This window comes from Nocardioides sp. Root240, assembly GCF_001428825.1.
Lineage (GTDB): Bacteria > Actinomycetota > Actinomycetes > Propionibacteriales > Nocardioidaceae > Nocardioides.
This window is the reverse complement of the sequence record NZ_LMIT01000016.1, coordinates 211,219-236,907: the sequence shown is the minus strand read 5'-3', so window position 1 is coordinate 236,907 and position 25,689 is coordinate 211,219. Positions and strand designations below refer to the sequence as shown.

The window sequence follows — 25,689 nt, the reverse complement described above, 5'->3', positions numbered from 1 at the left end:
GTCAGGCCGGACGGCCGCAGACATACATCACCGTGCGGATGCGCCGCACCATGGCCCGCAGGCGTGCGCGATCCACACCCGCCGACGCGAGGGCCGCGACCAGTCCACCGGAGCCGGCGGGGAACCGGGCGATCTCGTCCATCTGCCCATGGTGGCACCGGTGGCCGGAAATCGGATGACACACTCGTGTCCTGCCGGACAGGAACAGGGCATGGACACCACGACTTCGTCGCCGCGGGAGCGCGAGCAACGCTTCCGGGAGCTCTACGACGCAGCGTACGTCGACCTGCTCCGCTTCGTGTCCCGGCGGGTGCACCCCACCCACGCCGAGGACGTCGTCGGTGACGTGCTGCTCGTCGCCTGGCGCCGCCTCGACGACGTACCGGTCGAGCTGTCCGACGCCCGCGCCTGGCTCTTCGGGGTGGCCCGCAAGACGCTCCAGAACGCGCGCCGACGCGAGGACCGGTACGACGCCGTCGCGGTCCGGCTCGCCGAGGCCGGCCACGAGCCCGCGGACGCCGGCCTGCATCCCGACCTGGTGAGCCGGCGGGTCGACATCGCCGCCGCGTGGCCGCACCTGAGCGCCTCCGACCAGGAGGCGATCGCGCTCGCCGTCCTCGACGGGCTCAGCGCACCCGAGGCGGCCGCCGTGCTGGGCATCTCCCCCACCGCCTTCCGTCTCCGGCTCTCCCGTGCGCGTCGCGCGCTCCGGCGCCGGATCGACACCACCACCGCCGGCGACGCCGTGCCCGGCCACCCCGCTTCCGAGAGGAGCACCCGATGAGCAAGCACACGAACGACACCCTCGACGCAGCCCTGCGCCACCTCGACCCCGCCCCTGCCGCCGACCTCACCGAGGCGGAGCGCGGGCGCGCCGACGCCCTGCTCGCCCGGATCGTGGCCACGCCCGCCGACGTACCAGCTGCCGTCGAGCCGGTCCGCCCGCGCCGGACCCGGCGCCGGAACCGCCTGCTGGTCGCCGCGGGCCTCGCCGGTGCGACCGGCATCGCCGTCCCGGCACTGCTCGGCGGAAGCGGCGCCTTCGGATCCTGGACGGCCGAGCCCGAGCCCCTCTCCGCCGAGGCGACGGCCGCCGCGGGCACGACCTGCCGGGCCGCGCTCGACGTACCGGACCTCGGGGAGCACGCCGTCCTCGCCGAGCGACGCGGCGAGTGGACCTACGTGCTGCTCGCCGGGCCGCGGAGCGAGGCGAACTGCCTGATGCCCGACGGCCTGGTCGCCCGGGAGGCGCGCAACGGCGACGACGACTTCTTCGGGAGCTACAGCCCGGACCCGTCCGCGCCTCCGACGCTCCGCCCCGACGCGCTCGAGGAAGGGCAGTCCATGGAGGGCAGCACCCACGAGGGCTGGTTCATCTGGACCTCCGGGTACGTCGGCAGCGACGTCGTCGGCGTCACCGTCCACACGTCGACGGGCCTCGACATCCAGGCCTCGGTGGCGGAGGGCCGCTTCGCGGCGTGGTGGCCGTCCGTCGTACCGAACTCGGAGCACCCGAGCGAGACGTGGTCCTACACGGTGCACCTCGCGAACGGGAGCGACCGGGCGACCGACGGCTGAGCGCGGTGCCGCCGAGCGATCAGCGGCGTCGCGACCACAGCCGGGCGGCGACCAGGCCGATCACCACCACGCCGGCGAGAACGCCGGCAACCAGGGCGGCCTGGTGCGTGCGCGCCGAGACCCGGGCCGACAACAGGTCGACCGTGGCGGCCAGCTGTTCGCGGGTGTGCTCGATGTCGGCCTCGATCTGGGCCGTCTCCGCGCGGTGGGAGGGTGCGTGGGTCATCGTTCGCTCCTCGTCGTCGGGGTGCGTTCAGAGCTGGTGGGAGTGCTCGCGCGCCTCGCGCACGGCGGCCACGTCGCGCTGCACGTTCTCCACGGCGCGGGTCGGCAGCGGGGGCGTGGCCACCTGGACGCGATGACGCCCGCGCAGTGCCACCACGCCGGCCGCGCCGAACAGGGCCACCGTGACGATCAACGCGGCGAGCCACGCGTCGACGACCAGGGCGAGCGCGAGCACGGCCGTGGCGACCAACGTGGCCCCGCCGTACAGCGCGAGCAGGCCGGCCGCACCGAACATCCCCGCTCCCACCCCCAGGCCCTTGGCCTTCTCGGTCATCTCGACCCGGGCCAGGCGCATCTCGTCGTGCACGAGCTGGCTGACCTCGGTGGACAGGTCGGAGACGAGCTGACCGATCGTCGGCTCGGCGGTCGTGTCGTGCCGTTCCCGGACGTCGTGCTGCATCGGGTCCTCCTCCGTGGTGACCCTCCCGCGGTGCCCGCCGGCCCCGACGCCATACGGCCGCCTCCCCGCGGCCCTCGCCGCGGACGCGCGGTGGCGTCATGATGACCGGGTGAGCCTCGAGGCAGCCCGCAGGGCGTACGACGCCCGGGCGTGGCCGGACGCACGCCGGGACTACGCCGCCGGCGATCCCGCCGCGACCACCGGGCGCGACCTCGAGCAGTGGGGCCTGGCCGCCTTCCTCGTCGGCGAGCTCGCCGAGGCCGCCGACGTCCGCGAGCGGGCCCACCACGCCTACCTCGCCGAGGGCGACACGGACAGTGCCTCCCGGGTCGCGTTCTGGCTGGGCCTGACCGCCACCTTCCGCGGCGACCAGGGCCAGGCACGCGGCTGGTGGGGCCTGATGCGCAGCGTCCAGGGCGAGGCCTTCGCCACCTCGGTCTGGAGCGGCTACGAGCTGCTCACCGCGGCGATGTCCCACCTGCACGCGGGGCACGCAGCCGAGGCGTTGCAGCTCTCGGAGGACCTCGTCTCCGTCGCGACCGAGCACCAGGACGTCGACCTCGGTGTCTTCGGCGGACTCGCCCACGGGCAGGCGCTGCTCGCGAACGGCGATCTCGCTGCCGGCCTCGCCGAGCTCGACGCGACCATGGTCCGGGCCACGGCACGCTCGGTCACCCCGCAGGCGGTCGGCATCGTCTACTGCGCGATCGTGGCGAACTGCAAGGCCTGCCTCGACGTGGACCGCAGCGTCGAGTGGACCCGCGTGCTCGACGAGTGGTGCGCCGCGCAGCCCGGCCTGGTGCCCTTCCAGGGCGCCTGCATCGTCCACCGCTCGGAAGTCCACCAGCTGCGTGGGGACTGGGCGCGCGCCATCGCCGAGGTCGACCAGCTCATCGCCCACCCCGGCCCCAACCAGAACACCATCGGTGAGGCCCACTACGTCCGGGCCGAGCTCCATCGCCTCCGCGGGGAGTACGACGCCGCGGAGACCGCCTATCGCGAGGCGCTCGGCCACGGGAAGGACCCGCAGCCCGGCCTGGCCCTGATGCGGCTCGCCCAGGGCCGCACCGACTCCGCCCTGCTGTCGCTGCGCCGAGCGCTCGAGGAGCCGGGTGCACCGCAGCTGCGCACCCGGCTCTGGCCGGCCCTGCTCGAGGTCGCGCTCGTCACGGGCGACCTCGACTGCGCAGCCGAGGCGTCGGCCCGGCTGGACGAGGCGGCGGACGCCTCCGACGCGGGCTACCTCCGCGCGGCCGCGGCGTGGGCCCGCGGCCGGCTCGCCGTGCGGCGCGGTGACCCGCAGGTCGCGCTCGGGGCCCTCCGCTCGGCACTCGAGGGGTTCCGCGCGGCCGGCTCGCCGTACGACAGCGCCCGGTGCCGGGTCGTCATCGCCGCGGCGTGCGAGGCACTCGGCGACCAGGAGACCGCGCGCCTGGAGCGGGACGCCGCCCGCGTCACCTTCGTCGCGCTGGGCGCGCAGCCGGACCTCGACCTGCTCGACCACGTCACCCCGACCGAGCGGCACGGGCTGACCAGCCGCGAGACGGAGGTGCTGCGACTGGTCGCGTCCGGCGCGACCAATCGGGGCATCGCCGAGCAGCTGGTCCTGTCCGAGAAGACCGTGGCCCGCCACGTCGCCAACATCTTCGCCAAGCTCGAGGTGTCCAACCGCTCCGCCGCCACCGCCTGGGCGCACCAGCACGGCCTCGCCTGAGGACCTGCACACCGATCTGCACAATTCTGCCGACGCGACGACGGCAGCTGCGCCCCTACGGTCCGGGAAACGGACCCAGGAGGCACACCACGAAGGCTCTCGTCATCGGGGCAGGACCCGTCGGCACGTTCACCGCCATCGGCCTCGCGCGCCGCGGCCACGACGTCACGGTGATCGACCGCGACCCCGGCCCCGCGACCGACGGCGCCTGGCGTCGTACCGGCGTGATGCAGGGCGACTCGCCCCACGCCTGGCGCGGCCAGGTCGTCCGCGCGATGGTCGAGGAGATGCCCGACGTGGTCGAGCGGCTGCGGGCCGAGGGCGCGCGGCTGGGCGAGATGCCGGGCATGCCCGGGCTGGTCACCGCGATGTTCGCGCGCCGCCCGCTCGTCGAGCGCGTGCTCCGGGAGACCGCGCAGGCCGAGCCGCGGGTGCGCTGGCGCACCGGCCACGCCGAGTGCCTCCTCCTCGAGGACGGCCGCGCCCGGGGCGCGGTGGTCGACGACGACCCGGTCTGGGCCGACCTCGTCGTCGTGGCGACCGGACGCGGGAGCCACCTCGGCGACGAGCTGCGGGGGCCGGTCGAGGGTGGGACCTGCGGCACGTCGTACGTCTTCGCGACCTACCGGACGCGCGAGCACGCGGCGGCGTACGACGCCCCGTTCCCCTCGTTCGTCACGGGCCCCGACTACGCCTCGCTCGTGATGCCGGCCGACAACCGGACGCACCACGTGCTGCTGATCTGCCCGTCCGACGCCGAGGAGCTCGCCGTGCTGCGCACCGAGGACGGCTTCCGGCGCGCGGTGGCCGCCGTCCCGCACACGGCGCCGTGGAGCGACGTCGACACCCACGAGCCGATCACGCGGGTCCAGGTGGGCAGCAACCTCACCAACACCTACCGCCTCCAGGGGCCCGCGCTGGGGCTTCCCCCAGCACGCGGCCTGTACTTCCTGGGCGACAGCGTGTGCACCCTCAACCCCGCCAACGGCCGTAGCCTGGCGCTGCACGTGCCGCACGCGAAGGTCCTGCTCGACCACGTCGAGGACGACGCGACGGACCTGTCGCTGCTCCTCGACCAGTGGGCCGAGGAGCACATCCGGCCGTGGTGGGCCGACCACGTGCTCACCGACGGCTCCCTGCTGCGCCGCTTCCACGGCGAACCGCTGTCGGTCGACGAGCCGCTGCCGAGCGACGTGATCCTCGCCGCGGGCGCCGTGCGCCCGGAGTGGATGCCGGTCATCGGGCCCTGCGCCGGGATGCACGCCGGCCCGGCGATCCTCGACCAGCTGCGCGAGCCGGTCGCGCAGCTGCTCCGCGACGGCTGGGAGCCTCCCGTCGAGGGGCCGCGGCGGGCGGCGCTGGTCGCGGAGACCCGGTCGGCTCTCGCCACGGCGCAGTGACGAGCGCGGCAGCGACCGCGTCACCGACCGAGGCCGGGTCGCCGAGGTGGCCGTTGACCCACTCAGCCGACCCGGCCGTACACCACCCGCAGCACGACGACCGTCAGGTCGTGCAACGCCTGCTCGAGCTCGGCACCACGCAGCGTGGCGAGCACGGGGAAGCGCGCGTCGCGCAGGGACGAGACGATCTCCGCGAGCGCGACGGGAGCGATGTCCGTCGGGGCCGTGCCCGCCGCCTGGTCGCGTTCGATCTTGGCCGCCAGCGCCTCGACGAGGCGGCGGTGCGCCCGCTCGACCCACTCGGCCAACGGCTCGTAGTCGAGCACCGCGCCCGTCGTACAGGTCAAGATGGCGGCGTGCTCGCGCCACACGGCCGCCACGAGGCGGTGGTGCTCGAGCAGGGCGTCGTGGTCGATGCCGTCGGTGGCCAGCCACGCGTGGGTGCTGCCGAACTCGTCCCAGAGCCCGTCGAGCAGCGCCGCCACCACCGCCTGCTTGGTCGGGAAGTAGAAGTAGAACGCCGTCCGCGAGACCCCGGCCGCCTTCGCGATGGCGTCGATCGTCAGGTCGTTGATGGAGCGGTCCGCGAGCAGGGCCCGGGTCGCCTCGAGGATCTGGACCTCACGCTGATCGCCCTTCGTGGGTCCGCCACGTCGGCGTACCGGTGGGGTCGTCGGCTCCGCTGCCATGGCTCCGAGCATACGGGGACCTGACAGGTCGTCGAACGTGATTGACAGCACGTCATCGATTCTCGACACAGTGTCAATTATCTGTCACCCTCAAGTCCATGACTTCCACCCTCGACCCCGCGACGTCCGTCGAGGCGCCCTCGGCCACCGGCCCCGCGACGTACTCACGACTCGTCCTGCCCGCCATGGCGGCCAACGTCTTCCTGCTCTCGCTCATCCAGACCGTCGTCGTGCCGGCCCTGCCGCTCATCGGTCAACAGCTGAGCGTCTCGGCGACCACCGTCGGCTGGGTCGCCACGGCGACGATGCTCACCGCCTCGGCCGTCACGCCCCTGTTCGGCCGGCTCGGCGACGTGTTCGGCAACCGCCTCGTCATCCTCGTCGTGCTCGCCCTCACGCTCGTCGGCTCGGTGCTGGCCGCCGTCGGCGACTCCATCGGCGTGCTGCTCGCCGGCCGCGTCCTCCAGGGCGCTTCCTTCGGCCTCTTCCCGCTGGCCATCTCGGTGCTGCGGCAGGAGCTGCCGCACGAGCGGCTGCACCACGGCATGTCGATCGCCGCGACCGCCCTCGGGTTCGGCTCCGGGTTCGCGCTGGTCGCGACCGGCGTGCTCACCAACAACGGCGGCGACTACCACCGCATCTTCTGGCTCACCGTCGCCGCGTCGGCCCTGATGCTGGTGCTGTCCGCCGTCGCGCTGCCGCGGCGGGCGGGCCGTGGCGGCCGGGTCGACTACACCGGCGCCGTCGTGCTCGGCACGGGGCTGGTGGCCCTGCTGCTGCCCGTCTCCCAGGGTCACGAGTGGGGCTGGACGGCGCCGCTCACCCTCGGCCTGTTCGGCGCCGCCGTGGTCGTCCTGCTCGCCTTCGGGGTGCTGCAGTCGCGCACCGAGCAGCCCCTGATCGCCCTGTCCCTGCTGAGCCACCGGCCGGTGCTCGCCACCAACCTCGCCTCGCTCTTCGTGGGCTACGGCATGTTCTCGGTGTTCCTCGGCGCGACCTACTTCGTCCAGGCCCCTGACGCGCTCACCGGCTACGGCTTCGACGCCAGCATCCTGCGCACCAGCCTCGTCTACATGCTCCCCGGCACCCTGCTCGCCATCCCGCTCGGCCCGATCTCGGGCCACCTGGTCGGCCGGTACGGCGCTCGCCCGGTGCTGCTCTCGGCGACCCTGCTCGGCATCGCCAGCATGTCCTCGCTCGCCCTCTTCCACGACCACAGCGCCGAGTTCATCGTGGCCCTGGTCGCCGGCAACGCCGCGATCGCCGTCGCGTACGCCGCCATGCCCGCACTGCTCGTCCGCTACGTCGCCCCCCACGACACCGGCATCGCCAACTCGGTCAACAGCATCATGCGCACGGTCGGCGGCGCGATCGGCAGCGCCATCGTGATCACCATCCTCGCCGCCTCGTCCGAGACCGTCGCGACGCCGGTGGGTCCGGTGTCCCTCCCGACGGAGGGCGCCTACCAGCTGTCCTTCGCGCTCGGCGCAGGTGCGTTCGTGCTCGCAGCACTCCTGGCCGCGCTCGGCTTCCGCGGCACGTCGCCGTACCGCGCCGAGGTGGGCTGACAGGTCGTGCGCTGTCGCAGACCCCATTGACCGCCCGTCACCCATCTGCGAGAGTCCGGCGAACTGACCGGGCATGTCCGTGCCCGACAACTCATCGACCCATCGGGGGGCGAGGAAATGCTTCAGAAGGTCCGCTCACGCACGTTCGTCGGTCGGCGCATCACCCGACCTGCGGCCGTCCTCTCCGCAGTGGTGGTGGCACTCGTGCTCGGCACCCCGCCGGCCTTCGCCGCCAACATCACGGTGAACAACGGCAACGGAACGATGACCCACATCGACGACGGCGACAGGTTCAAGGTCTGTGACACGCGGGCCAACGGCGTGGGCGTCACCGGCACCCTCGGCTGGACCGTCCCCGGCGTCCAGACCAAGATCGTGTACACGGAGCAGGACGGCGGTGACGCTGGCTGCGACTACTTCCAGTTCGACGTCACCGAGGGCCCCTTGTGGTTCATCTCCATCTGCGACACCGGCGCCAGCAGCGGTTGCGCCACGAAGTTCTTCGAGGAGTAGGAGCGCCCCGATGTGCTCGGCCCGCTCCGGGCCGCGCGACCCAGGAGGGCTCGGTTCCGAAGGGAACCGGGCCCTTGTCGAGATGCAGCGGAGATCGACGAGTCGCTCGCGGGGAACTTTGACGAAACGGTTGCGCTCAAACGGATCAGTCAAAGTTCGCGTGCGACTCACTCGGCGCCGTCGAGGTAGGACTCAGCGAACAGCCGGCGCTCCTCCCAGGAGTTGGCGTCCCACGCGACGCCATGCGTCGTGTCTTGGTCGCGGGCCGCCTGCCCAGTCAGTTCCGTGAACTCGCTGCCACTGAAGCCGGCACCCGACGGCTGCGGGTTGGTCACCCCGACGGGATAGCTGAAGTGAACGAACCGCGCTGCAACGTCGGCGAGAGTGAACTCTTCAGCCCTAATGCCAGCCTCGACGCTCTCGCGCAGCGATTGGAAATCTCCGCATGAGCGCACGAAGTTGATCATGAAGTGGACCCGCTCAGCTGGGTTGGCCCTGTCGCGCGCGCGAAGGTTCGCCAGGACCGTCGGTGCCACTCGGGCTGCGGCCTCGCGGCTCGCGTCTGTGATCCGCTCCCTCGCGTCTTCTGGGACAGACTCGTCGCGGACCAGCCCCCAGAGGACTTCCATGGCAAGCATCGGATCTTCCGTCGTGCTGATGAGTCCGAGCAGATCAGCGTCCGGGGCGACCGCGAGCAGCTGGATCGCCGCACCTTGGAGCGCCGTCGTGGCCTGGCGTCGCGGAGAGATCAGGAACCCGCCGTCGAACTCGTCGGTGCCAGCAGCGATTGAAGCAAGCACCCGGACCAGATCCGGGGTAACGCTCGTGGATGGGTGGTCACCGTGCCCGAAGAGTCGATCATTGATCTTGCGGAGAGCAAGCGTCCGGGTTTCGACGTTCGGCTGGAGCACAAGTGCGCGAAGGAGCTCGCCGTCGCCGCTCGCTGCGGCGCTCAGGGCTGTCGCGACCGCGGAGTCCTTGATGTCGCCTTCCGGAACCGACTGCACGAGATAGCGATCGAAGTAGTCCTTGTGCGCCATCCGTCCGCGGCGCACTTGGCCGGCGCCCTCGTGAAGTGTCGCGGGGAAGATCGCGCCAACCACCGTCACCGCGTCCTTCCGATCCCGTCCGTCGTCAGTCTTCGCGAAGAGCTCGCTCCAGTCTGGCTTCTCCTTGCTGATCCATCGCCGGGTCGAGCTTCCCGTGAGTTCGTCACGCCACCCTTGAAGGCTGGCGAACAGGTCTGGGAATTCCATGCGCAGCAGAGTGACGAGAATCAGATCGACGTCATCGATCTCGCCGTCATCATGAAGGCGGAACTGCTGACGGACCTGCGCAAGGAAGCGTTCCACGGCGCGCGGCGTGCGGAGCTGTGACGGGAGGACATCGGTGACGACCTTGTGGATGCGGGAAACGTCAAGCCGCCCGGCTCGCTCAGCACCGAGGATTCCGGTCAGACCCGCATCTACGAGGGCGATGATCTTTGAGGCAAGCAGTTCGGGGAGCGCCAGTGGATATTGAACGATCTTCTCCATGTATGCGCGAGCGTGGGCGGTTGTGACCTCGCCGCGCGAGCTGTCTTGCAGGGACGCGACCAAGGTCGCCTCGTCGTACGCGAGGAGGTAGTCGACCCCGGGGAAGCGTCCGAGTAGTCGCACGACCTTGAGAAGGTCGAGGAGCTCACTTGGCTGGAGGCGGTCGATGTCGTCGACGATGACCAGTACCCGGATGCCAAGACCTTGCAATTGGGCGGATGCCTCGCCGAAGGCGTCGCTCCAGGGCTTGTCTTGGAGGAATTGCTCTCCGAACGAGGCGATGGCCTCCCCGGCGTAGGGGATGGCCCTTGTCAGCGGTAGTGCCTTGGTTGCGCAGGCCATCAGCTTCTTGCGAGCCTCTTTGCCGCGATCGTTGGCTGGCAGCGCGCTACTCAACGCGACATAGAACTCAGCGAGCAGCGAGTCTGGGTCACTGGTCGACCATGGGGTGAAGTAGACAACGGCCCACTCTGAGGCGTCGGCCGCCAACGCGTTGGCGATCAGGTTGAGGACCGAGGACTTGCCGCTACCCCAGGCGCCGGTGAGTCCGTAGACGATGCTCGAACCAGGCTGGTGCTCCCTTCTGATGAGCTGGGCCCAGTGATTGGCGAAATCGGCGCGCTGGAACCGGTCCTCCCCAGCGTCGGTGATCGGGTCGTCGTGCCAGCGCGGCTCGGAAGTTGAAGAAGTGGTCATCAGATCCCTCGGGACGGACAGGTACAGAGCTTCGCGACGTGGTCGTGGTCCAGGTCAGCTGCCTCTCGCCCCCAGGCCAGCGCGGGCGGCGTCCGGGCCGGGCTCTTCGGATCCGTTGGCAAGGACCGTTTGTCCATTGGGTTAGTTCCCCGATGCCGACTGGCCAGCAGCAGCCTCACGCGCCGCCACGAAAGCCGCTAGCAAATCACGATTCAGCCTGCCGCGCACACCGACCTCCCAGCCGTTCTGCCGTCCCCACTCACGAACGTCGACTGGCGCGACACCTTCGGGCAAATTGACCAGCACCGAGGCGAGCGCCTTCGGCTGCGCGGCGGTCCGCGGCTCGGGCGGAGCCTTGATCTCGCGCTGCTGCGCCGGCTGGAGGTGGTCGAGCAGGATGCGGAAGTCATTCGGATGCACCACGCGCGCTCCGAGTTCACGTGCTCGACCGGCCTTGCCGCCGTCCATGGTGCCGTCACTGACCAGGAGGGCGACCCTTGGCGACATCGAGCCAATGACCAGAACACCGAGCGATTCGGCTCGCTGTTCCATGGCCGGTCGGTCGAAGGCGGCGCAGCCGGTGAAGACCACCTTGTCGCCGACCCGGAGCGGTTCACCGAGGGACCAGTCATCGGGAAGCGGAGCGAGGCCCTCACTCATGCGCTGTTCGCGGGCGGCCTCAGCCTTGCCGAGCAGCGTCGGAAGGAGCTTCGGGTTGACGTTGAGGATGTCTGCGACGCGCAGCAGTTCGGCCTTCTCGGCGCGGGACACCTTGCCGTCGTCGAGTGCCTCGATCGCGAGCGCCTGGACGAAGGCTTCATTGGCGACAGTGACGTCCTCGGCGCTGAGGGCCATCGTCTCTGCGACGTCAGCCAGTGCGGCCGCTTCGTCGTCGGAGATCTCGCCGTCTTCGAGTGCTTCCGCGAGGGTCTCGAGGTATGCCATGCCGTTCTCCGGAGCTCCCATCGCGAGGGCGTCGAGCAACGAGAACCGATCGACCATCGCGACGAGTGCTTCAGGCGCGGTGGATGCCGGTGGCGGCGTAGATGGTCTGTAGGCCGCCTCGGCCTTTCGCGGCATGGCGACGTCACGAACGACGGCGCCGTTGGGCGCCGCGGGCCAACGGACGTGCATGGCCCGCTCGGGGAGAGACACGTGCTCGGCCAGCGGAACGGCGCCGAGGTGCGGGTGCATGAACGCGGCAAGGAGAACGGCGGTCGCGCGCGCGTCACCCAGCGCGGAGTGAGCGCCCGTCAACGGTGTCCCGACAGCCCAGCAGCAGTCAGCGAGACGGCGTCGGTCAAGGTTGGGCAGGTGGTACTCGGAGGCACGGAGGGTGCACAGCGACGGCGCGAGCGGCATATCCCAGCCGGCGCGTCGGAACTCCTCGCGGACGAACGCGAGATCGAACTCGGCGTTGTGAGCAACAAGGGCCGCACCGGCGAGTTGCTGGGTGAGTGCCGCGATGACGTCACGGAAGACAGGCGCTCCTGCGACGTCCGCCTCGGTGATGCCGTGGATATGGGTGGCTCCGACCAATCCCTCGGGATTGATCCGGGTCGACCACTCGCCCAGGACGCGGCCCCAAGGATCCGTGGTGACGACTGCGATCTCGAGGATGCGGTCCAGCTGTGGCGTCAATCCGGTGGTCTCGATGTCAATGACCGCGAAGCGCGGCTGGTCGAGCTGCACCGCCGCCTGCGCGGGCCCGGGCGTCGTCTCCTGCTTGCGGAACCGGTCCATGAATCCCATGGTCAGCACTGTTCCAGCAGGGGCCGACAAATTCGGACGGTTCTAGAACCCATCTGGCCGCTCAGCGTCTTGCCGCATCGATCGCGTCGCGGAGTCCTGCATCGATGCGAGAACCGCGCCGTCGCCACCCGAGCTCTTCCATCGCGTCGCGAATAAGATCTTCCTCGGTCCGCAGCAGCCCGTCGCTCTGGATCCAGCGGACTACGGCGACGAGGTCGGACCGGCTGTAGGTCGTGATGGGCTGGCCGAACCAGATCTTCGGCTTCGGCAGGGTCCTGGTCGGCTGCACCGTCGCCGGCTCCACCGCGGCTGGTGGCGCGATCGCGTGGGTGCGGCGACCGGTGACCTCGCCCCTGTCGGCAGCCTCGACGGCGGCGTTGAATGCCTGGAGGACGCGGTCGACCTCGGCTTGAGGGTTGCGGAACCAGTCGGTGGACCAGATCCGGTGGAAGCGCCAGCCGAGTCGTTCGAGGTGTTCCTGGCGGAGTCGGTCGCGATCTCGGGCGGTGGCCGAGGAGTGGTAGCTCGCGCCGTCAGCCTCGATCGCGAGGACGTATTGGCCGGGCTTTTCGGGGTAAGAGGCGACGAAGTCGATGCGATAGCCGGACACACCGAATTGTGGGGTGAGGGTGAGGCCGGCCTGGGTCAGTCGGTCGCGGATGTCCTGCTCGAAGGCGTTGAGGCGCGGCGGCGGGATTGCAATGGAACCGAGGTCGGTGCCGCCGGACTCCATGAAGGACACGTACGCTCCGAGCAATTCAGCGCCGCGTGCGTTGAGCTTGTTCGGGTCCAGGTCCGCGGAAGCGAACGACGAGACCAGCGTCATGCGTCTCTTCGCTCGAGAAACAGCGACGTTGAGGCGCCGTTCTCCGCCTTGAGTGTTGATGGGCCCGAATCGGTAGAGCATGCGGCCATCCGCGCTCTTCCCGTAGCCGACCGACATGATGATCGCGTCGCGCTCGTCGCCCTGGACCCGTTCGAGGTTCTTGACGAAGAACCGCTCCTCCTGGGCCTCGGAGAAGAAGGATTCGAGGTCGCTGCGATCCCGTAGGCGTTCACGGACCGCTGCGTCGATGCGGTCGGCGTGCTTGATGCCCATCGCGATGACGCCGAGCGACTCTTCAGGACGGTTCTCTGCATGGTCGATGATGAGGTCGACAACCTTCTCTACCTCGGCGCTGGTGGAGCCGGCGACGCCGCCTGCTCCGGGTGTCCAGGGCACGTGGACGTGCTTGAGGACGCCGTCTTGCTGCGCGCCGGGGAAGGTCGTGAGGGAGGAGTCATAGATGTGCACGTTGCTGAACGCGATGAGCTTCTCGTCGCGGCTCCGGTAATGCCACTGCAGGTTCCTGATCGAGATCAGCGGCGCCAGGGCGTCGAGGATCGATTCGAAGCCGCTGGTGAGCGTGACGTTCTCGGTGTCCTCATCCTCGTCTCCGTCATCGACAGTGCTGCCGAAGAATGCCGTCGGGGGAAGTTGGCGCTCGTCACCGGCGACAACGAGCTTGTGCCCTCGCGCGATAGACGGGATCGCATCTGCCGGTGGGATCTGGCTGGCCTCGTCGAAGATCACGACGTCGAACATGCGCCGCATCGGCAGCACCTGACTGACGACCAACGGGGACATCGCCCAGCAGGGCTTGGCTGCGAGAAGCACGTCGCCGGCCTGCTCGAGCAGCTCCCGCATCGGCATGTGCCGGCGTTTGAGGTTGGCCTGCTTGCGGATCAGCAGCGTCTGTTCCGGGTGGGCGTCCAGCGCGGCGTAGAGAGCCTCGGCGGCCTTCCGCTGTACCCGTGCGCCGGCGGACTGGATGTGCTGGGTGTCGGCGGTCTGGAAAGTGTCGACCGCGCGGTTGAGGGTTGTGCCCTGGAACGCCCCGTAGCTGGGGTCGGTCAGTGCGATCTCTTCGAGGATCGAGTCGAGCCAGGCTGACTCGAGCAGTGGACGTACGGCGTGGGGCTGGATCTCACGACTGCGGCATTCGCCCGCGAAGGCATCGAGGCCGAGGTCGCTGATCTTTCGGTGCAGCTCGCGCAGGCGGGGCAACTTCGACAGTTGAGTCTGGTCGCGAACCAGGGCGTCAAGTCGCTGCGGGAGCGACGTGGTGGGGTCGAGTGCGCCGAGGTCACCGGACGCGATGAATGCTCCGAGCCCGCGCAGTTCGGTCGTGAGCTGCTCAAGCTGCTGATGCGTGCCGGCAAGGTCAGCGGGAAGCCGAGGCGTTCCGCCGTCCACCGAGGCCGATCGCCAAGCGGCGGTGAGCTCGATCGCGTGAGCGAGCTTGGCGTGAAGATCGGTCTTGCTCGGCTTGCCACCAACAGCGAGCACCTTCGCAGCCTTGACCGCGCGGCGGCGCTCGCCCCACGGCATCGTGACACCGCGCTCCTTACGCCAGCGACGCGTTGCCGTCGCCGCAAGAAGCGCTTCCTGTCCCTCGCCGAACGCTCCCTCGGCGAGGTGTTGGCGAAGAGCCGCTACCTGGTTCACGAGATCGAGGAGGCCACCCCACTGGTCGACAGAGGTCGGCCGGCGCAGACCCAGGGTCTCGACGAGCGAATTCAGCTTCGTCCCTGCAACGGGCACGGTGTGATCGCGAAGTTGGCGCACGATCTCAATGGCATGCCGTGCCTGGTCGGCTGTGTCGACCTGCGCGCCGGACCACGCACCCGCCTCCGCGGCCTTGAGCCCGTCGAGCTCGGCGTACTCGGTCAAGACAGCGATGCCGTTTTCGACCATCTCTGGCGTCGCGGCCGTCAGCCGGGCGCCACGGAACCGGAAGCTCGGCTTGATGTCGCCGACCTGGAGGCGGAGTGCCTGGAGGTCGTAGACGCTGAAGCCCCAGGGCTCCCGTGGGCGGTGCATCATGTCCGAGTGGTTGATCAGCCGATCGCGGCTGGCAACCAACTCACGATGGAGCGCGGCCACGTCAGGGACGCCCGTACGGGAAGCGCGCTCGAGGGTCTCGGAGAGCTGCTGGGCGACCCGTCGTCGGTTCGACAGCCCGTCGTGAAGGTCCATGACCCATGTGTCCAGGTCGGCGCCGCCGAGACGGCCGAGCACGGCGTCGATGGCGGCGCGCTTCTCCGCGACGAACAAGACGCGCTTGCCGCGCGCCATCAACCCGGCGATCAGGTTGGTGATCGTCTGACTCTTGCCCGTGCCGGGCGGGCCCTTGACGACGACGTGACTGCCGCCGAACGCGGCGTTGATCGCGTAGTTCTGCGACGAGTCGGCGTCGAGCACGAGGAACTCGTCCGCCGGTGGTGTGTGGTCGGGTCGGGATGGCTCGAGCGAGTCCGCGGCGCCCGGGTTTCCTCGAAGCGCGGCCTGCGCTTCGGCGTCGCCGGCCAGCGCGGCGATGACGTCTGACTCGAGCAGCAGCTCGATGTCCGCCTTGAGGTCGTTGACCATCGGGAGCTTCTGGTAGGCGAAGCTGCCGACCGCTAGCGTCCGCTCGGTCGCGAAGCCTGGGACCTGGGCGCATGCCGACTCGAGTGCCGCGAAGGAGTCCGCGATGCCATCCCAGCTCTTCTCGTCTGGGTCCTCCGGCAGGCCACTCAAGTCGACGGCTGACCCGAAGCGTTCGTGGAGGTAGTGGAGCAGGACCGGGTTGTACTCAGCCTCCTCTGCCAGCGTCAGGTCAAAGTCGCTCTCGGACGCACTGCGCGGCTTGATCCAGATCTCCCGCAACAGGATCGGGGCGGCAGGTGCTCGCTCTGTCGCGGCGGCTCCTTCCTCGGTCCACGTCGCCATACCGATCGCGAGGTAGCCGGTCTGGATGCCGCGTTCCTCCTCGAGCGTGAGGACCTTCTTGCGGATCGTCCGGATGCGCCTGAGCGAATCGGCGGAAGCTGTCAGCGTCGGGAACAAGGCCGAGAGCTTGATCTGGCTCCCCGCGAGGAACGCCGTCAACGCCGCCGCGTCCGCGTGATCGAGCGACAGGGTTCCTGCCTGCAGAGGCCGGTAGTAGAGAAGCGGATTGCGCTTGCCTGTATCGACGAGGTCCTTCGCCCAACGCTCGACCGCAGCCGCCACTAGCTGCTTCCGCGACAGCCCCTGCGTCGTCTCCACTTGTCACTCCTTCACACCCTGAACGGCGGAGATCAGGCTAGGTGCCGCGCCCGACAGATCAGCCACGAATCAGAAAACTGGCACTGCCACGCAGAGCGCGGCGCCTCGCTGGAGGAGCTGGCGCGGAAGACCGGTTTCGCGCGGGTCAGGCCGCCGGGACGAGTACATAGCCGCGGCGCCGGGAGTCCTGCAGGTTGCCGCGGAGCTCGCGCTCGACAACCTCCGGCAGGTGCTCGGGCACGCGGCACCCACAAGTTGCGCCACCCCCGCCGCCGTAGCCGGCAGGGTCAGCGTCGACGCAGCGAAGCTCGGGCGGGACGGCCCGAGTGAGCGGTACACAGAGATCGTGGTCGCACGAGCGGCCGATGAGCTTCACCTTGCAACGGTGAGAGTTGGTCATGGTTTGTTCCTCTGGTTGGACCCCGAGCGGGGTGATCGGCCCAGAGGCTCTACGCTTTCGATTGCATGAAGGCGACGTAGTTGCCTCTGGGTTGGGACGAGCGTTGGAGCGCTCGTCCCAACCTTCTTTTCCCTCCATTTGTCCCAGGTCACGCCGTGCCCTGGGTCCTTATTCTGGCACTCACCACCGACGAGTGCCAGCGATGAATCCCACCATCGTAATTACAAATTCTGCCGGAGCTCCGCCGAGGTCGACTGGTCGCGATGCCCTGTCAATGCCGCCCTCCACAGGCGCCGGGGTTGACGTAATCGGAGAAGTCAAACTTGTCGTAGGCAAGGTCAAAGTTCGCTGCATCTCGACAAACAGCCCTCCTGCGTCAGTGCGCCATGTCGACGAACCGGCTGTAGTGGCCCTGGAAGGCCACGACGATGTCGCGAGTCGCGCCGTTGCGGTGCTTGGCGACGATCAGGTCGGCCTCGCCGGGGCGGGTCGACTCCTTCTCGTAGACGTCGTCGCGGTGGAGCAGGACGACCATGTCGGCGTCCTGCTCGATGGAGCCGGACTCGCGCAGGTCGCTGACGGCGGGGCGCTTGTCGGCGCGCTGCTCGGGACCGCGGTTGAGCTGGGAGAGCGCGATCACCGGGATCTCGAGCTCCTTGGCGAGGAGCTTGATCTGGCGGGAGAACTCGGAGACCTCGAGCTGACGGGACTCGACCTTCTTGCCGGAGCTCATCAGCTGGAGGTAGTCGATGACCATGAGGCGCAGGTCGTGCTTCTGCTTGAGCCGGCGGGCCTTGGCCCGGATCTCGGTCATCGTCATGTTGGGCGAGTCGTCGATGAACATCGGCGCGGCCGACACCTTGGCGACGTGGCGCGCGAGACGGTCCCACTCCTCGGTGCCCATCTTGCCGTTGCGGATGTGGTTGAGCGGGATCCGCGCCTCGGCCGAGAGCAGACGCATCACGATCTCGGCGCGCGTCATCTCGAGGCTGAAGAAGGCGGCGGTCAGGTTGTTGTGGATCGCGGCCGCGCGGCAGAAGTCGAGGGCGAGGGTCGACTTGCCCATCGCGGGACGGGCGGCGACGACGATCATCTGGCCCTTGTGGAAGCCGTTGGTCAGGTCGTCGAAGTCGGCGAAGCCGGTCGGGACGCCGTAGATGCCCTGCTCACGGTTCTCGATGGCCTCGATCTCGTCGAGGACCGAGTCCATGATGTCGCTCAGCGGGGCGTAGTCCTCGGACTTGTTGCGGTCGGTGACCTTGTAGATCTCCGACTGCGCCTCGTTGACGATGCCGTCGACCTCGCCCTCGCCGGCATAGCTGATCTGGACGATCTTGGTGCCGGCGTCGACCAGGCGGCGCAGGATCGCCTTCTCGTAGACGATCTCGGCGTAGAAGCCGGCGTTGGCCGCGATCGGGACGTTGGCCGCGAGGGTGTGGAGGTACGACGCCCCGCCGATCTTCTGCAGCTGGCCACGCCGCTGCAGCTCACCGGCGACGGTCACCATGTCGGCGGGCTCGCCGCGACCGAACAGGTCGAGGATCGCCTCGTGGATCTCCTCGTGGGCCGGCCGGTAGTAGTCGACGCCGCGGATGACCTCGACGACGTCAGCGATCGCGTCCTTGGAGATCAGCATCGCGCCGAGCACCGACTGCTCGGCCGCGAGGTCCTGCGGAGGCATCCGGCCGCCGGCGCCACCGGAGGGCGCCTCGCCGGGCGCGTACGCCGCGGGCCCGTCGCCCCACTGCTCCGGGGGCTCCGCGGTCCAGCTCGGCGCGTCGTCGGTGAGGCTCACGGGCCTGGCATCTCCTGACTCGGTCGCGGACGGCGCCTGCGGAAGGCGCCGGGGGGCGTCGTACGGTGACCATCGTGCCGAGGGGGTCCGACCCAACTCCTCGCGCACCGAACCTAGAGGCCGGAACGACGCGCGCGGAAGCCAGCGCGAGTGGTTTATCCACAAGGCTTGGGGATAACCGGGGCGAACACGTGGACGACACGCGGAGAGCGTGTGCACGGGCTGGGGAGGAAGCTGTGGAAGCACTGGTCGGGATCACTCCGAACAGGCCTCTGACCTGCACAAACGTTCGCCCACAGGTGTGGAGTGGAAATTCCTGGCCGTTGATTCCGTTCACCTCGTCGTCATCGTCCCGCCACGACCGGTCCCCCCGGACAGGGTCTTGTGCACCGCCCCCTGAGCATGCATATCCACAACTGGTCACGAGTTTTCCACCGACCCTTGACCTCACCCTGAGCCTCACGTACCGGACCCACCGATGAGCAGCCGCGCCCTCGACCGCGAGATCGCCCGGCTCGCCGTCCCCGCCTTCCTCGCCCTGGTCGCCGAGCCGCTGTTCCTGCTCGGCGACGCCGCCGTCGTCGGGCACCTCGGCACCCGCGAGCTGGCCGGCCTCGGTCTCGCCGGCACGGTCCTGACGACCGTGGTCGGGCTGTGCATCTTCCTCGCCTACGGCACCACGGCCGGCGTGGCCCGCCAGCTCGGCGCCGGCCACCGCCGCGCCGCCCTCGAGCAGGGGATCGACGGGCTCTGGCTCGCGGTCGCGATCGGCGTCCCGGTCACCCTCGGCACCAGCCTGCTCGCCGGACCGCTGGTCACCGTGTTCGGTGCGTCGGCGGGCGTCGAGGACGCCGCCACCGAGTACCTCCGCATCGCCGGCGCCGGCATCACGCCCCTGCTCCTCGTGCTCGCCAGCACCGGCGTGCTCCGCGGGCTGCAGGACACCCGCACACCGTTGGTCGTCGCTGTCGTCGGCAACGCCGCCAACCTCGCCCTCAACCTCACCCTCGTGTACGGCGCCGGCCCGGCCCCGCGCCTCGAGCTGGCCGGCTCGGCGCTCGGCTCGGTGCTCGCGCAGGTCGGCATGGCGGTGGCGCTCGTCGCCGCGGTGGTGCGCGCCGCCCGCCGCGAGGGCGCGCCGCTGCGACCCCACCCGGCCGGCATCCGTGCGGCGGGCCGGGCCGGCGTCCCCCTGCTGGTGCGGACGCTCACGCTGCGTGCCGCGCTGCTCGTCACCACCTGGGCGGTGGTGCTGGCCGCCGGCGAGGCGTCCGGCGCGGACGACGCCGTACCGATCGCGACCCACCAGCTGGCGTTCACGATCTGGGGCTTCCTCGCCTACGTCCTCGACGCGATCGCGATCGCCGCCCAGGCGATCACCGGTCGCCACCTCGGCGCCGGCGACGTCGCCGCCACCCGGGCCGTGACCGGGCGGATGGTGGGCTGGGGGATCCGGAGCGGCATCGTGACCGGCCTCCTGCTCGCGGCGAGCAGCCCGTGGCTGGGCGCCCTGTTCACGCCCGACGGGGCGGTCCGCGACGCCCTGGTCCCGGTCCTCCTCGTCGCCGCGCTCGCCCAGCCGGCGGCAGGTGTCGTGTTCGTGCTCGACGGCGTGCTGATCGGCGCCGGTGACGGCCGGTACCTGGCTCTCGCCGGGCTCGCCGTCCTGGGCGGCTACGCTCCGCTCGTGCTGCTGACGAGTGCGCTGGGTGCAGGCCTGACCGGGGTGTGGGCCGTGTTCGGCGCGCTGTTCATGGGCGGGCGCCTCCTCACCCTGGTACGACGCGCGCGCAGCGACGCCTGGCTCGTCACCGGAGCCGGCGCGTGAAGCCGCTGCAGGCGGTCGCCCTCGGGCTGGTCCTGCTCGCCCTCGGCCCCGCGGACGCGGCGCCCGGCACCTTCGACCCGCTCCCCGACCCGCTGGGCTGGTTCCTCGTGCTGGTCGGCCTGCACGGGCTCGGCCCCTCCCTCGACCCGCGCCGGCTCCCGACCCTGCGCTTCGTGGGCGCGCTCGCGCTGGTCGTGTCGGTCGCGATGGTGGTGCCGGCGGTCGCACGGTGGCTGGAGACCGACCCGTCGCTGGGCTGGTCGGCCGACGTGCCCCGCTTCGCGTTCTTCGCGCTGCTCTGCCACGAGCTGAGCCAGGCCGCGCTCCGGGCGCGCGCCACCGCCGGCGCGAGCAGCTTCAGCATCGCCGGGTTGGTGCTGCTCTTCGTGATCGCGGCCCCGCCGCTGGCGTTCGGTGCCGACCTCGACGGCGTCGGTACGGCGGGCGAGGTCGCCGCACAGGCCGTGCAGATCGCGCTGGTGATCCTCTGCTTCGTGTTCAGTGGACGGGCGTGGGCGGGCGCCCCGGAGCCGGAGCTCGAGGCACCCGCCGACTGACGTGCTGGCCCGGATGCTGTCCCGGTGTCAGGCCTGCAGGTTGGCCAGCACGAAGGCCGCCAGCTGCGAGGCCTGCTCCCCCGGGTCGCCGTCGTAGTCGACGCCGTCCTCGTAGTCGAGGTCGACCTCCACCAGGGCGTCGGTCGAGCAGGCCCGGACGATGCCCTCGAAGTTCGGCGGCGGGCTGATCTTCCACCAGGCCTCGGTCGCGCCCGCGACGTCGCGGGGCTCGACGCTGCCGTCGCCCTCGGCGGGCATCGGGCACTGGACCTTGCCCGACGCGAACGCCGCCGGCTCGGCGACGCGCACGGAGACCTCGACCAGGTCCTTCGCCTCGAACGAGCACTCGGAGGCGGTCCACGACACGGCGCCCTCCTTCTCGTCCTCGGTGTCCGGGCTGCCGGCCGTGAAGCTGACGCCCATCACCTTGCCGACGTCGCCGGCGGTGATCAGGTCGCACGCGGCGACGGCGGCGGGCGGCTCCTCGGTGGGCGCCGAGGTGGTCTCGGTGGCCGCCGGCGTTGAGGCGGGCGTGGTCGGGGCGTCCGACGTGGTGGGCGCCTCCGAGGTCGGGTCGTCGGTGCCGGCGGCCGGCTCCTTGTCGTCGCCGCAGGCCGCGAGGACCGGGACGAGCAGCAGGACGGCAGCGGGCGCGAGGCGACGCAGTCGCATCAGGGACTCCTTGGGTTGGGGAAGTACCGCCCAAAATTGCCACGTGGCCGGCCCCCGGAGGGACCGGCCACGCCGACTGTGTCTGACGCGTTGTGTCAGGCCGGGATGACGTTGAGCGTCACCGCGACGGAGACCTCGTCGTGCAGCTTGACCGAGACCGCGTGGTTGCCCAGCGACTTGATCGGGTTGCCGAGCACGATGGTGCGCTTGTCGATCGACTCGCCGGCAGCCTCGCCGAGCGCGGCGGCGATGTCGGCGGGGGTGACCGCACCGAACAGACGGCCGCCCTGGCCCGCCTTCACCTTCACGTCGACAGGGGCACCCTCGAGCTTGGCCTTGATCTCGGCGGCGTGCGCCTCGTCGCGCACCGCGCGGGAGGCACGGGCGGCCGTGATCGAGTCGGCCTGGGCCTGCGCGCCACGCGTCCAACGGATCGCGAAGCCGCGGGGGATGAGGTAGTTGCGGCCGTAGCCGTCCTTGACCTCCACCACGTCACCAGCGGCGCCGAGGTTCTCGACCTCCTGGGTCAGGATGATCTTCATGAGTTCAGCTCTCCTTCTCTACCGTCGGGCTCAGCGGCCAGCGGAGGTGTAGGGCAGCAGCGCGACCTCACGGGCGTTCTTCACCGCGATGGCGATGTCACGCTGGTGCTGCACGCAGTTGCCGGTCACCCGACGGGCGCGGATCTTGCCGCGGTCGGAGATGAACTTCTTCAGAAGGGCGGTGTCCTTGTAGTCGACACCGGTGGCCTTCTCCTTGCAGAACTGGCAAACCTTCTTCTTCGGCTTGCGGACGACTGCCTTCGCCATTGTGGTGCTCCTCCTCAGAGCCCGGCCGCGTCAGTCAACGGCGGCCGGAATGGTTGATGTGTTGTTGCTCAGAACGGGGGCTCGTCGCCACCGGAGACACCGGGCGCAGCCCAGGGGTCACCGGCCGGCGCGCCGCCACCGCTGTTGGATCCACCGGACGGCTGGCCGCCCCACGGGTCTCCGCCCGCCGGACGTGCGCCGCCACCCTGGCCGCCACCGCCGCCGAAGCCGCCCTGGCCGCCACCCTGGTTGCCACCACCGCCGTAGCCACCACCGCCGCCACCGCCGGAGCGGTTGGCGCGGGTGACCTTGGCCGTGGCCCAGGTCAGCGACGGGCCGACCTCGTCGACCTGCAGCTCGTTGACCGTGCGCTTCTGGCCCTCACGGTCCTCGTAGGACCGCGACACCAGACGGCCCTGCGCGATGACGCGCATGCCCTTCTGGAGGGACTCGGCGACGTTCTCGGCCGCCTGGCGCCAGATCGAGCAGCGAAGGAACAGGGTCTCCCCGTCCTTCCACTCGTTGGTCTGGCGGTCGAACTGCCGCGGGGTCGACGCCACCGTGAAATTGGCAACCGCAGCGCCCGACGGGGTGAAGCGAAGCTCCGGGTCGTCGGTCAGGTTGCCGATAACGGTGATGACGGTGTCGCCAGCCATGGTGGTCTCCTGTGAGTGGATTCGAGTGGCCCGCCCGGGTCAGTCCCGGGCAACGGCCCCCATCGTGTCCCGTGGGTCCGACATTGAACAGTCGTGATCCACAGGCACGAGACCGTCTCAGACGGTGGGGCGCAGGACCTTCGTCCGAAGCACGGACTCGTTGAGGGTCAGCTGGCGGTCGAGCTCGTCGACCGTCGCCGGCGCCGCGGTCAGCTTGATGATCGCGTAGATGCCCTCGGCGTTCTTCTTGATCTCGTACGCCAGACGGCGCTTGCCCCACACGTCGACGTTGTCGACGGTGCCGCCGTCATTGCGGACGACGTTCAGGTACTTGTCGAGCGACGGCTGAACCGTCCGCTCGTCGAGGCTCGGGTCGAGGATGACCACGACTTCGTAGTTGCGCAAAGCGGTCTCCACCTCCTCTGGACTGACGGCCACGGACTTTCCGCGGCAGGAGGGCCTTGCAAGTCCGCACCGGTTCGGCCCGGGCAGACAGGTGTACGGCGCCGCGAGGCACCGGACAGGAGAGGTTAACCCGTCGCACGCAGACCCGCCGAATCGCGACGCTGCCGGACCAACGGGACGACAGCCCACCTCCCCAGCGCGGTGGCGACCGGAACCCCCGCGAACGGCACGACCTCCCACTGCTGCGTCATAACGCTGGAGACCGCCATCGGGAGCAGGCCCGCGACGCCGGCCGCCAAGACGTGCACCCACTGGGCAGGAACCCGGACGCAGGCGACGTGCACGGCCAGCAGGCCGAGGGCGGCGAAAGGCACCGCGTACAGGGTGACGAAGAAGGCGAGCAGGAACGCCCAGAAGAGGGCGTCCTGCCAGGTCACGGTCTCGTCGGCGAGCACGGGCAGGTACAGGCCTGCGGCGAACAGCACGTCCGCGATCAGCGCGGCCAGGAGGTAACCCGCCACCCCCGGGGTGTTCGGTCCGTGACGCGACATCGGTTCCTCCGGTCTTGAGCGGTCGCTCAAACTGTGTCATGGATTGAGCGGACGCTCAAGATGGGGCACGATCACTGCGTGGCCACCCCGACCCGCGAGAAGCTGCTCGACGCCTGCCTGCGCGTCGTGGTCGACCAGGGCATCGCGAAGGCCTCCGCCCGGGCCATCGCCACGGAGGCGGGGGTCAACCAGGCGCTGGTCTTCTACCACTTCGGCTCGGTCGACGAGCTGCTCGCGGCGGCGTGCGACCACGGCGCGAGGCAGCGGATCGAGGCGCACCGCGCGGCTCTCGCCGAGGTCACGGACTTCAGCGGTCTCATCGCCGTGGCCCGCGCCATCCACGCCCACGAGCAGGACGCCGGCAACGTCGCGCTGCTCGGCCAGCTGCTCGCCGGGTCCTCCTCCCACGCCTCCCTCGGCCCGGCGACGGCCGCCGGCCTGGCGCTGTGGGCGACCGAGGTCCAGGTGGTGCTCGAGCGGTTGCTGGGCTCGGGGCCGCTGGCGGGGCTGGTCGACGTACCCGGCCTCGCCCGGGCCGTCAGCGCCTCCTTCGTCGGCCTGGAGCTGTACGACGGCGTCGATCCCGAGGGCGCCGCGAGCGCGTTCGCGGCGTTCGAGCAGCTGGCGCGCCTCCTCGGCGTGGTCGACGGCCTCGGGCCGGTGGAGCGTGCGGCCCTTCGGCGGCGGCTGCGCCGCTCCACCGGCTGACCGGACTGTCCCCGCGCCTCCCTACAGTGGACGCCATGAGCGAGCTGCGCATCGGTGCCCACGTCGACCAGACCGACCCGATCGGCGAGGCACTCGCCCGCAACGCCCCGCTCGTGCAGTTCTTCCTCGGCAACCCGCAGTCCTACAAGGGCCCCGTCCTCTCCTACGACGGCGGCCCGGCCGCCCTGCGCGCAGCCGCCGAGTCGGCGGGGGTGGACCTCTACGTGCACGCGCCGTACCTGATCAACGTGGCGACGACCAACAACCGGCAGCGGATCCCCAGCCGCAAGCTCCTGCAGCAGCACATGGACGCCGCGGCCGAGCTCGGCGCCAAGGGCCTGATCGTCCACGGCGGCCACGTGACCGATGAGGACGACCCGGCGAAGGGCTTCGACAACTGGCGCAAGGCCGTCGAGGCGACCGACATCAAGGTGCCGCTGCTGATCGAGAACACCGCCGGCGGCACGAACGCGATGACCCGCTACCTCGACCGGATCAAGGGCACCTGGGACGCGATCTCCAGCGCCGAGGGCTCCGACATGGTCGGCTTCTGCCTCGACACCTGCCACGCCCACGCGGGCGGCAACGCGCTGGAGACGATCGTCGACGACGTCCTCGCGATCACCGGGCGGATCGACCTGGTGCACGCCAACGACAGCCGCGACGCCTTCGACTCGGGCGCCGACCGGCACGCCAACTTCGGCGCGGGCCAGATCGACCCGGACCTGCTGGCGCAGGTGGTGCGGGACGCGAAGGCGCCGGTGGTGTGCGAGACGCCTGGCGGCGCCACCGAGCACGTCGCCGACTTCGCCTGGCTGCGCGAGCGGGTCTGAGACCGCGGTTCGGTCCGGCTCAGGCACGGTCGCGGTTCGGGCTCCGAAAGCTCGCCGTCAAGGCTGCGGTGGACGGGTGGTCCCGTTCACAAGCTGCAGCAACGGCGCGGCTGTCCGGCGCTCGCGCACACCCCCTCGAGTGGGCACATACCGCAGGTTTTTGGCAGATTTTTCTGCGGTCTGTGACCAATCGAGGGGGTCAGCGCGCGCAACAGACCATCACCCGCTGGGCGGCCGCGTCAGCGGCGGCGCGGACGAAGTCCGCGCCGACAC

Annotated in this window: 24 protein-coding genes; 10 read left to right on the top strand and 14 right to left on the bottom strand. The window is 70.2% G+C overall.

The genetic code is table 11. The features are described from left to right. Nucleotide 1 precedes the first annotated feature (1 nt). On the bottom strand, nt 2–142 hold the full coding sequence (locus ASE20_RS24910) for a hypothetical protein (protein WP_157538548.1): 141 nt from the start codon (nt 140–142) through the stop codon (nt 2–4). 69 nt (nt 143–211) lie between these two features. Here ASE20_RS24910 and ASE20_RS23970 point away from each other — a divergent pair, with 69 nt between their 5' ends. Further along, entirely contained in the window at nt 212–784 is a 573-nt protein-coding gene (locus ASE20_RS23970) for an RNA polymerase sigma factor (protein WP_056897099.1), read from the top strand. Beyond that, on the top strand, nt 781–1,578 hold the full coding sequence (locus tag ASE20_RS23965) for a hypothetical protein (RefSeq protein WP_056897098.1): 798 nt from the start codon (nt 781–783) through the stop codon (nt 1,576–1,578). The genes ASE20_RS23970 and ASE20_RS23965 overlap by 4 nt, the downstream gene beginning before the upstream one ends. A 19-nt stretch (nt 1,579–1,597) precedes the next feature. On the opposite strand, the gene ASE20_RS23960 is transcribed toward ASE20_RS23965, so the two are convergent. Together ASE20_RS23960 and ASE20_RS23955 are read right to left on the bottom strand one after the other, a co-directional pair. Beyond that, nucleotides 1,598–1,804 carry a DUF3618 domain-containing protein gene (locus tag ASE20_RS23960; RefSeq protein ID WP_056897097.1) on the bottom strand — a complete coding sequence of 69 codons (207 nt, stop codon included), beginning with the start codon at nt 1,802–1,804 and terminating at the stop codon, nt 1,598–1,600. A 27-nt stretch (nt 1,805–1,831) separates the two neighbouring features. Then, complete coding sequence (locus ASE20_RS23955; protein WP_056897096.1) at nt 1,832–2,263, bottom strand: phage holin family protein; 432 nt, start codon at nt 2,261–2,263, stop codon at nt 1,832–1,834. Between the two features lie 109 nt (nt 2,264–2,372). On the opposite strand from ASE20_RS23955, the gene ASE20_RS23950 reads away from it, so the two are divergent. After that, a complete protein-coding gene (locus ASE20_RS23950) occupies nt 2,373–3,977 on the top strand; it encodes a helix-turn-helix transcriptional regulator (RefSeq protein WP_056897095.1) in 1,605 nt (534 codons plus the stop codon). Continuing rightward, nucleotides 3,950–5,377 carry an FAD-dependent oxidoreductase gene (locus tag ASE20_RS23945; protein WP_082619258.1) on the top strand — a complete coding sequence of 476 codons (1,428 nt, stop codon included), beginning with the start codon at nt 3,950–3,952 and terminating at the stop codon, nt 5,375–5,377. Before ASE20_RS23950 ends, ASE20_RS23945 begins: the two co-directional genes overlap by 28 nt. A 62-nt stretch (nt 5,378–5,439) precedes the next feature. On the opposite strand, the gene ASE20_RS23940 is transcribed toward ASE20_RS23945, so the two are convergent. Next, nucleotides 5,440–6,066, bottom strand: coding sequence for a TetR/AcrR family transcriptional regulator (locus ASE20_RS23940; RefSeq protein ID WP_056897149.1), 627 nt, complete (start codon nt 6,064–6,066; stop codon nt 5,440–5,442). Between the two features lie 98 nt (nt 6,067–6,164). Here ASE20_RS23940 and ASE20_RS23935 point away from each other — a divergent pair, with 98 nt between their 5' ends. After that, entirely contained in the window at nt 6,165–7,634 is a 1,470-nt protein-coding gene (locus ASE20_RS23935) for an MFS transporter (protein ID WP_056897093.1), read from the top strand. Nucleotides 7,635–7,751: 117 nt separating this feature from the next. Next, complete coding sequence (locus ASE20_RS23930; RefSeq protein ID WP_056897092.1) at nt 7,752–8,147, top strand: hypothetical protein; 396 nt, start codon at nt 7,752–7,754, stop codon at nt 8,145–8,147. Nucleotides 8,148–8,314: 167 nt separating this feature from the next. Here the strand turns inward: ASE20_RS23930 and ASE20_RS23925 are convergent, their stop codons facing one another. The 4 genes from ASE20_RS23925 to dnaB all read right to left on the bottom strand — a co-directional run bounded on the left by ASE20_RS23925 (nt 8,315) and on the right by dnaB (nt 18,283). Beyond that, nucleotides 8,315–10,378 (bottom strand): P-loop NTPase fold protein, encoded by a 2,064-nt coding sequence (locus ASE20_RS23925; protein ID WP_056897091.1) that lies wholly within the window; start codon nt 10,376–10,378, stop codon nt 8,315–8,317. Between the two features lie 141 nt (nt 10,379–10,519). After that, entirely contained in the window at nt 10,520–12,121 is a 1,602-nt protein-coding gene (locus ASE20_RS23920; RefSeq protein WP_162261575.1) for an exonuclease domain-containing protein, read from the bottom strand. 70 nt (nt 12,122–12,191) lie between these two features. Next, nucleotides 12,192–16,202, bottom strand: a complete 4,011-nt coding sequence (locus ASE20_RS23915) for an AAA domain-containing protein (RefSeq protein ID WP_056897089.1) — start codon at nt 16,200–16,202, stop codon at nt 12,192–12,194. A 776-nt stretch (nt 16,203–16,978) separates the two neighbouring features. Then, nucleotides 16,979–18,283 carry a replicative DNA helicase gene (dnaB, locus tag ASE20_RS23910; protein ID WP_082612920.1) on the bottom strand — a complete coding sequence of 435 codons (1,305 nt, stop codon included), beginning with the start codon at nt 18,281–18,283 and terminating at the stop codon, nt 16,979–16,981. Nucleotides 18,284–18,875: 592 nt separating this feature from the next. Between dnaB and ASE20_RS23905 the strand changes: the two genes are divergently transcribed. After that, a complete protein-coding gene (locus ASE20_RS23905) occupies nt 18,876–20,225 on the top strand; it encodes an MATE family efflux transporter (RefSeq protein ID WP_056897087.1) in 1,350 nt (449 codons plus the stop codon). Beyond that, nucleotides 20,222–20,782, top strand: coding sequence for a hypothetical protein (locus ASE20_RS23900; RefSeq protein ID WP_056897086.1), 561 nt, complete (start codon nt 20,222–20,224; stop codon nt 20,780–20,782). The genes ASE20_RS23905 and ASE20_RS23900 overlap by 4 nt, the downstream gene beginning before the upstream one ends. Nucleotides 20,783–20,809: 27 nt before the next feature. Here the strand turns inward: ASE20_RS23900 and ASE20_RS25370 are convergent, their stop codons facing one another. The 6 genes from ASE20_RS25370 to ASE20_RS23870 all read right to left on the bottom strand — a co-directional run bounded on the left by ASE20_RS25370 (nt 20,810) and on the right by ASE20_RS23870 (nt 23,845). Continuing rightward, nucleotides 20,810–21,454 carry a hypothetical protein gene (locus tag ASE20_RS25370; RefSeq protein WP_056897085.1) on the bottom strand — a complete coding sequence of 215 codons (645 nt, stop codon included), beginning with the start codon at nt 21,452–21,454 and terminating at the stop codon, nt 20,810–20,812. A gap of 95 nt (nt 21,455–21,549) precedes the next feature. Beyond that, nucleotides 21,550–21,996, bottom strand: a complete 447-nt coding sequence (gene rplI / locus ASE20_RS23890; RefSeq protein ID WP_056897084.1) for a 50S ribosomal protein L9 — start codon at nt 21,994–21,996, stop codon at nt 21,550–21,552. 30 nt (nt 21,997–22,026) lie between these two features. Further along, entirely contained in the window at nt 22,027–22,263 is a 237-nt protein-coding gene (rpsR, locus tag ASE20_RS23885) for a 30S ribosomal protein S18 (RefSeq protein ID WP_038682917.1), read from the bottom strand. 68 nt (nt 22,264–22,331) lie between these two features. Further along, entirely contained in the window at nt 22,332–22,919 is a 588-nt protein-coding gene (locus ASE20_RS23880; RefSeq protein ID WP_056897083.1) for a single-stranded DNA-binding protein, read from the bottom strand. Nucleotides 22,920–23,036: 117 nt separating this feature from the next. Then, entirely contained in the window at nt 23,037–23,324 is a 288-nt protein-coding gene (gene rpsF, locus ASE20_RS23875; protein ID WP_056897082.1) for a 30S ribosomal protein S6, read from the bottom strand. 125 nt (nt 23,325–23,449) lie between these two features. Then, nucleotides 23,450–23,845: a hypothetical protein gene (locus ASE20_RS23870; protein ID WP_056897081.1), complete on the bottom strand. Its 396-nt coding sequence runs from the start codon at nt 23,843–23,845 to the stop codon at nt 23,450–23,452. Between the two features lie 108 nt (nt 23,846–23,953). On the opposite strand from ASE20_RS23870, the gene ASE20_RS23865 reads away from it, so the two are divergent. After that, nucleotides 23,954–24,583 carry a TetR/AcrR family transcriptional regulator gene (locus tag ASE20_RS23865; protein WP_225869135.1) on the top strand — a complete coding sequence of 210 codons (630 nt, stop codon included), beginning with the start codon at nt 23,954–23,956 and terminating at the stop codon, nt 24,581–24,583. A gap of 35 nt (nt 24,584–24,618) precedes the next feature. Further along, nucleotides 24,619–25,416, top strand: coding sequence for a deoxyribonuclease IV (locus tag ASE20_RS23860; RefSeq protein WP_056897079.1), 798 nt, complete (start codon nt 24,619–24,621; stop codon nt 25,414–25,416). The last annotated feature ends 273 nt before the right edge of the window (nt 25,417–25,689 follow it).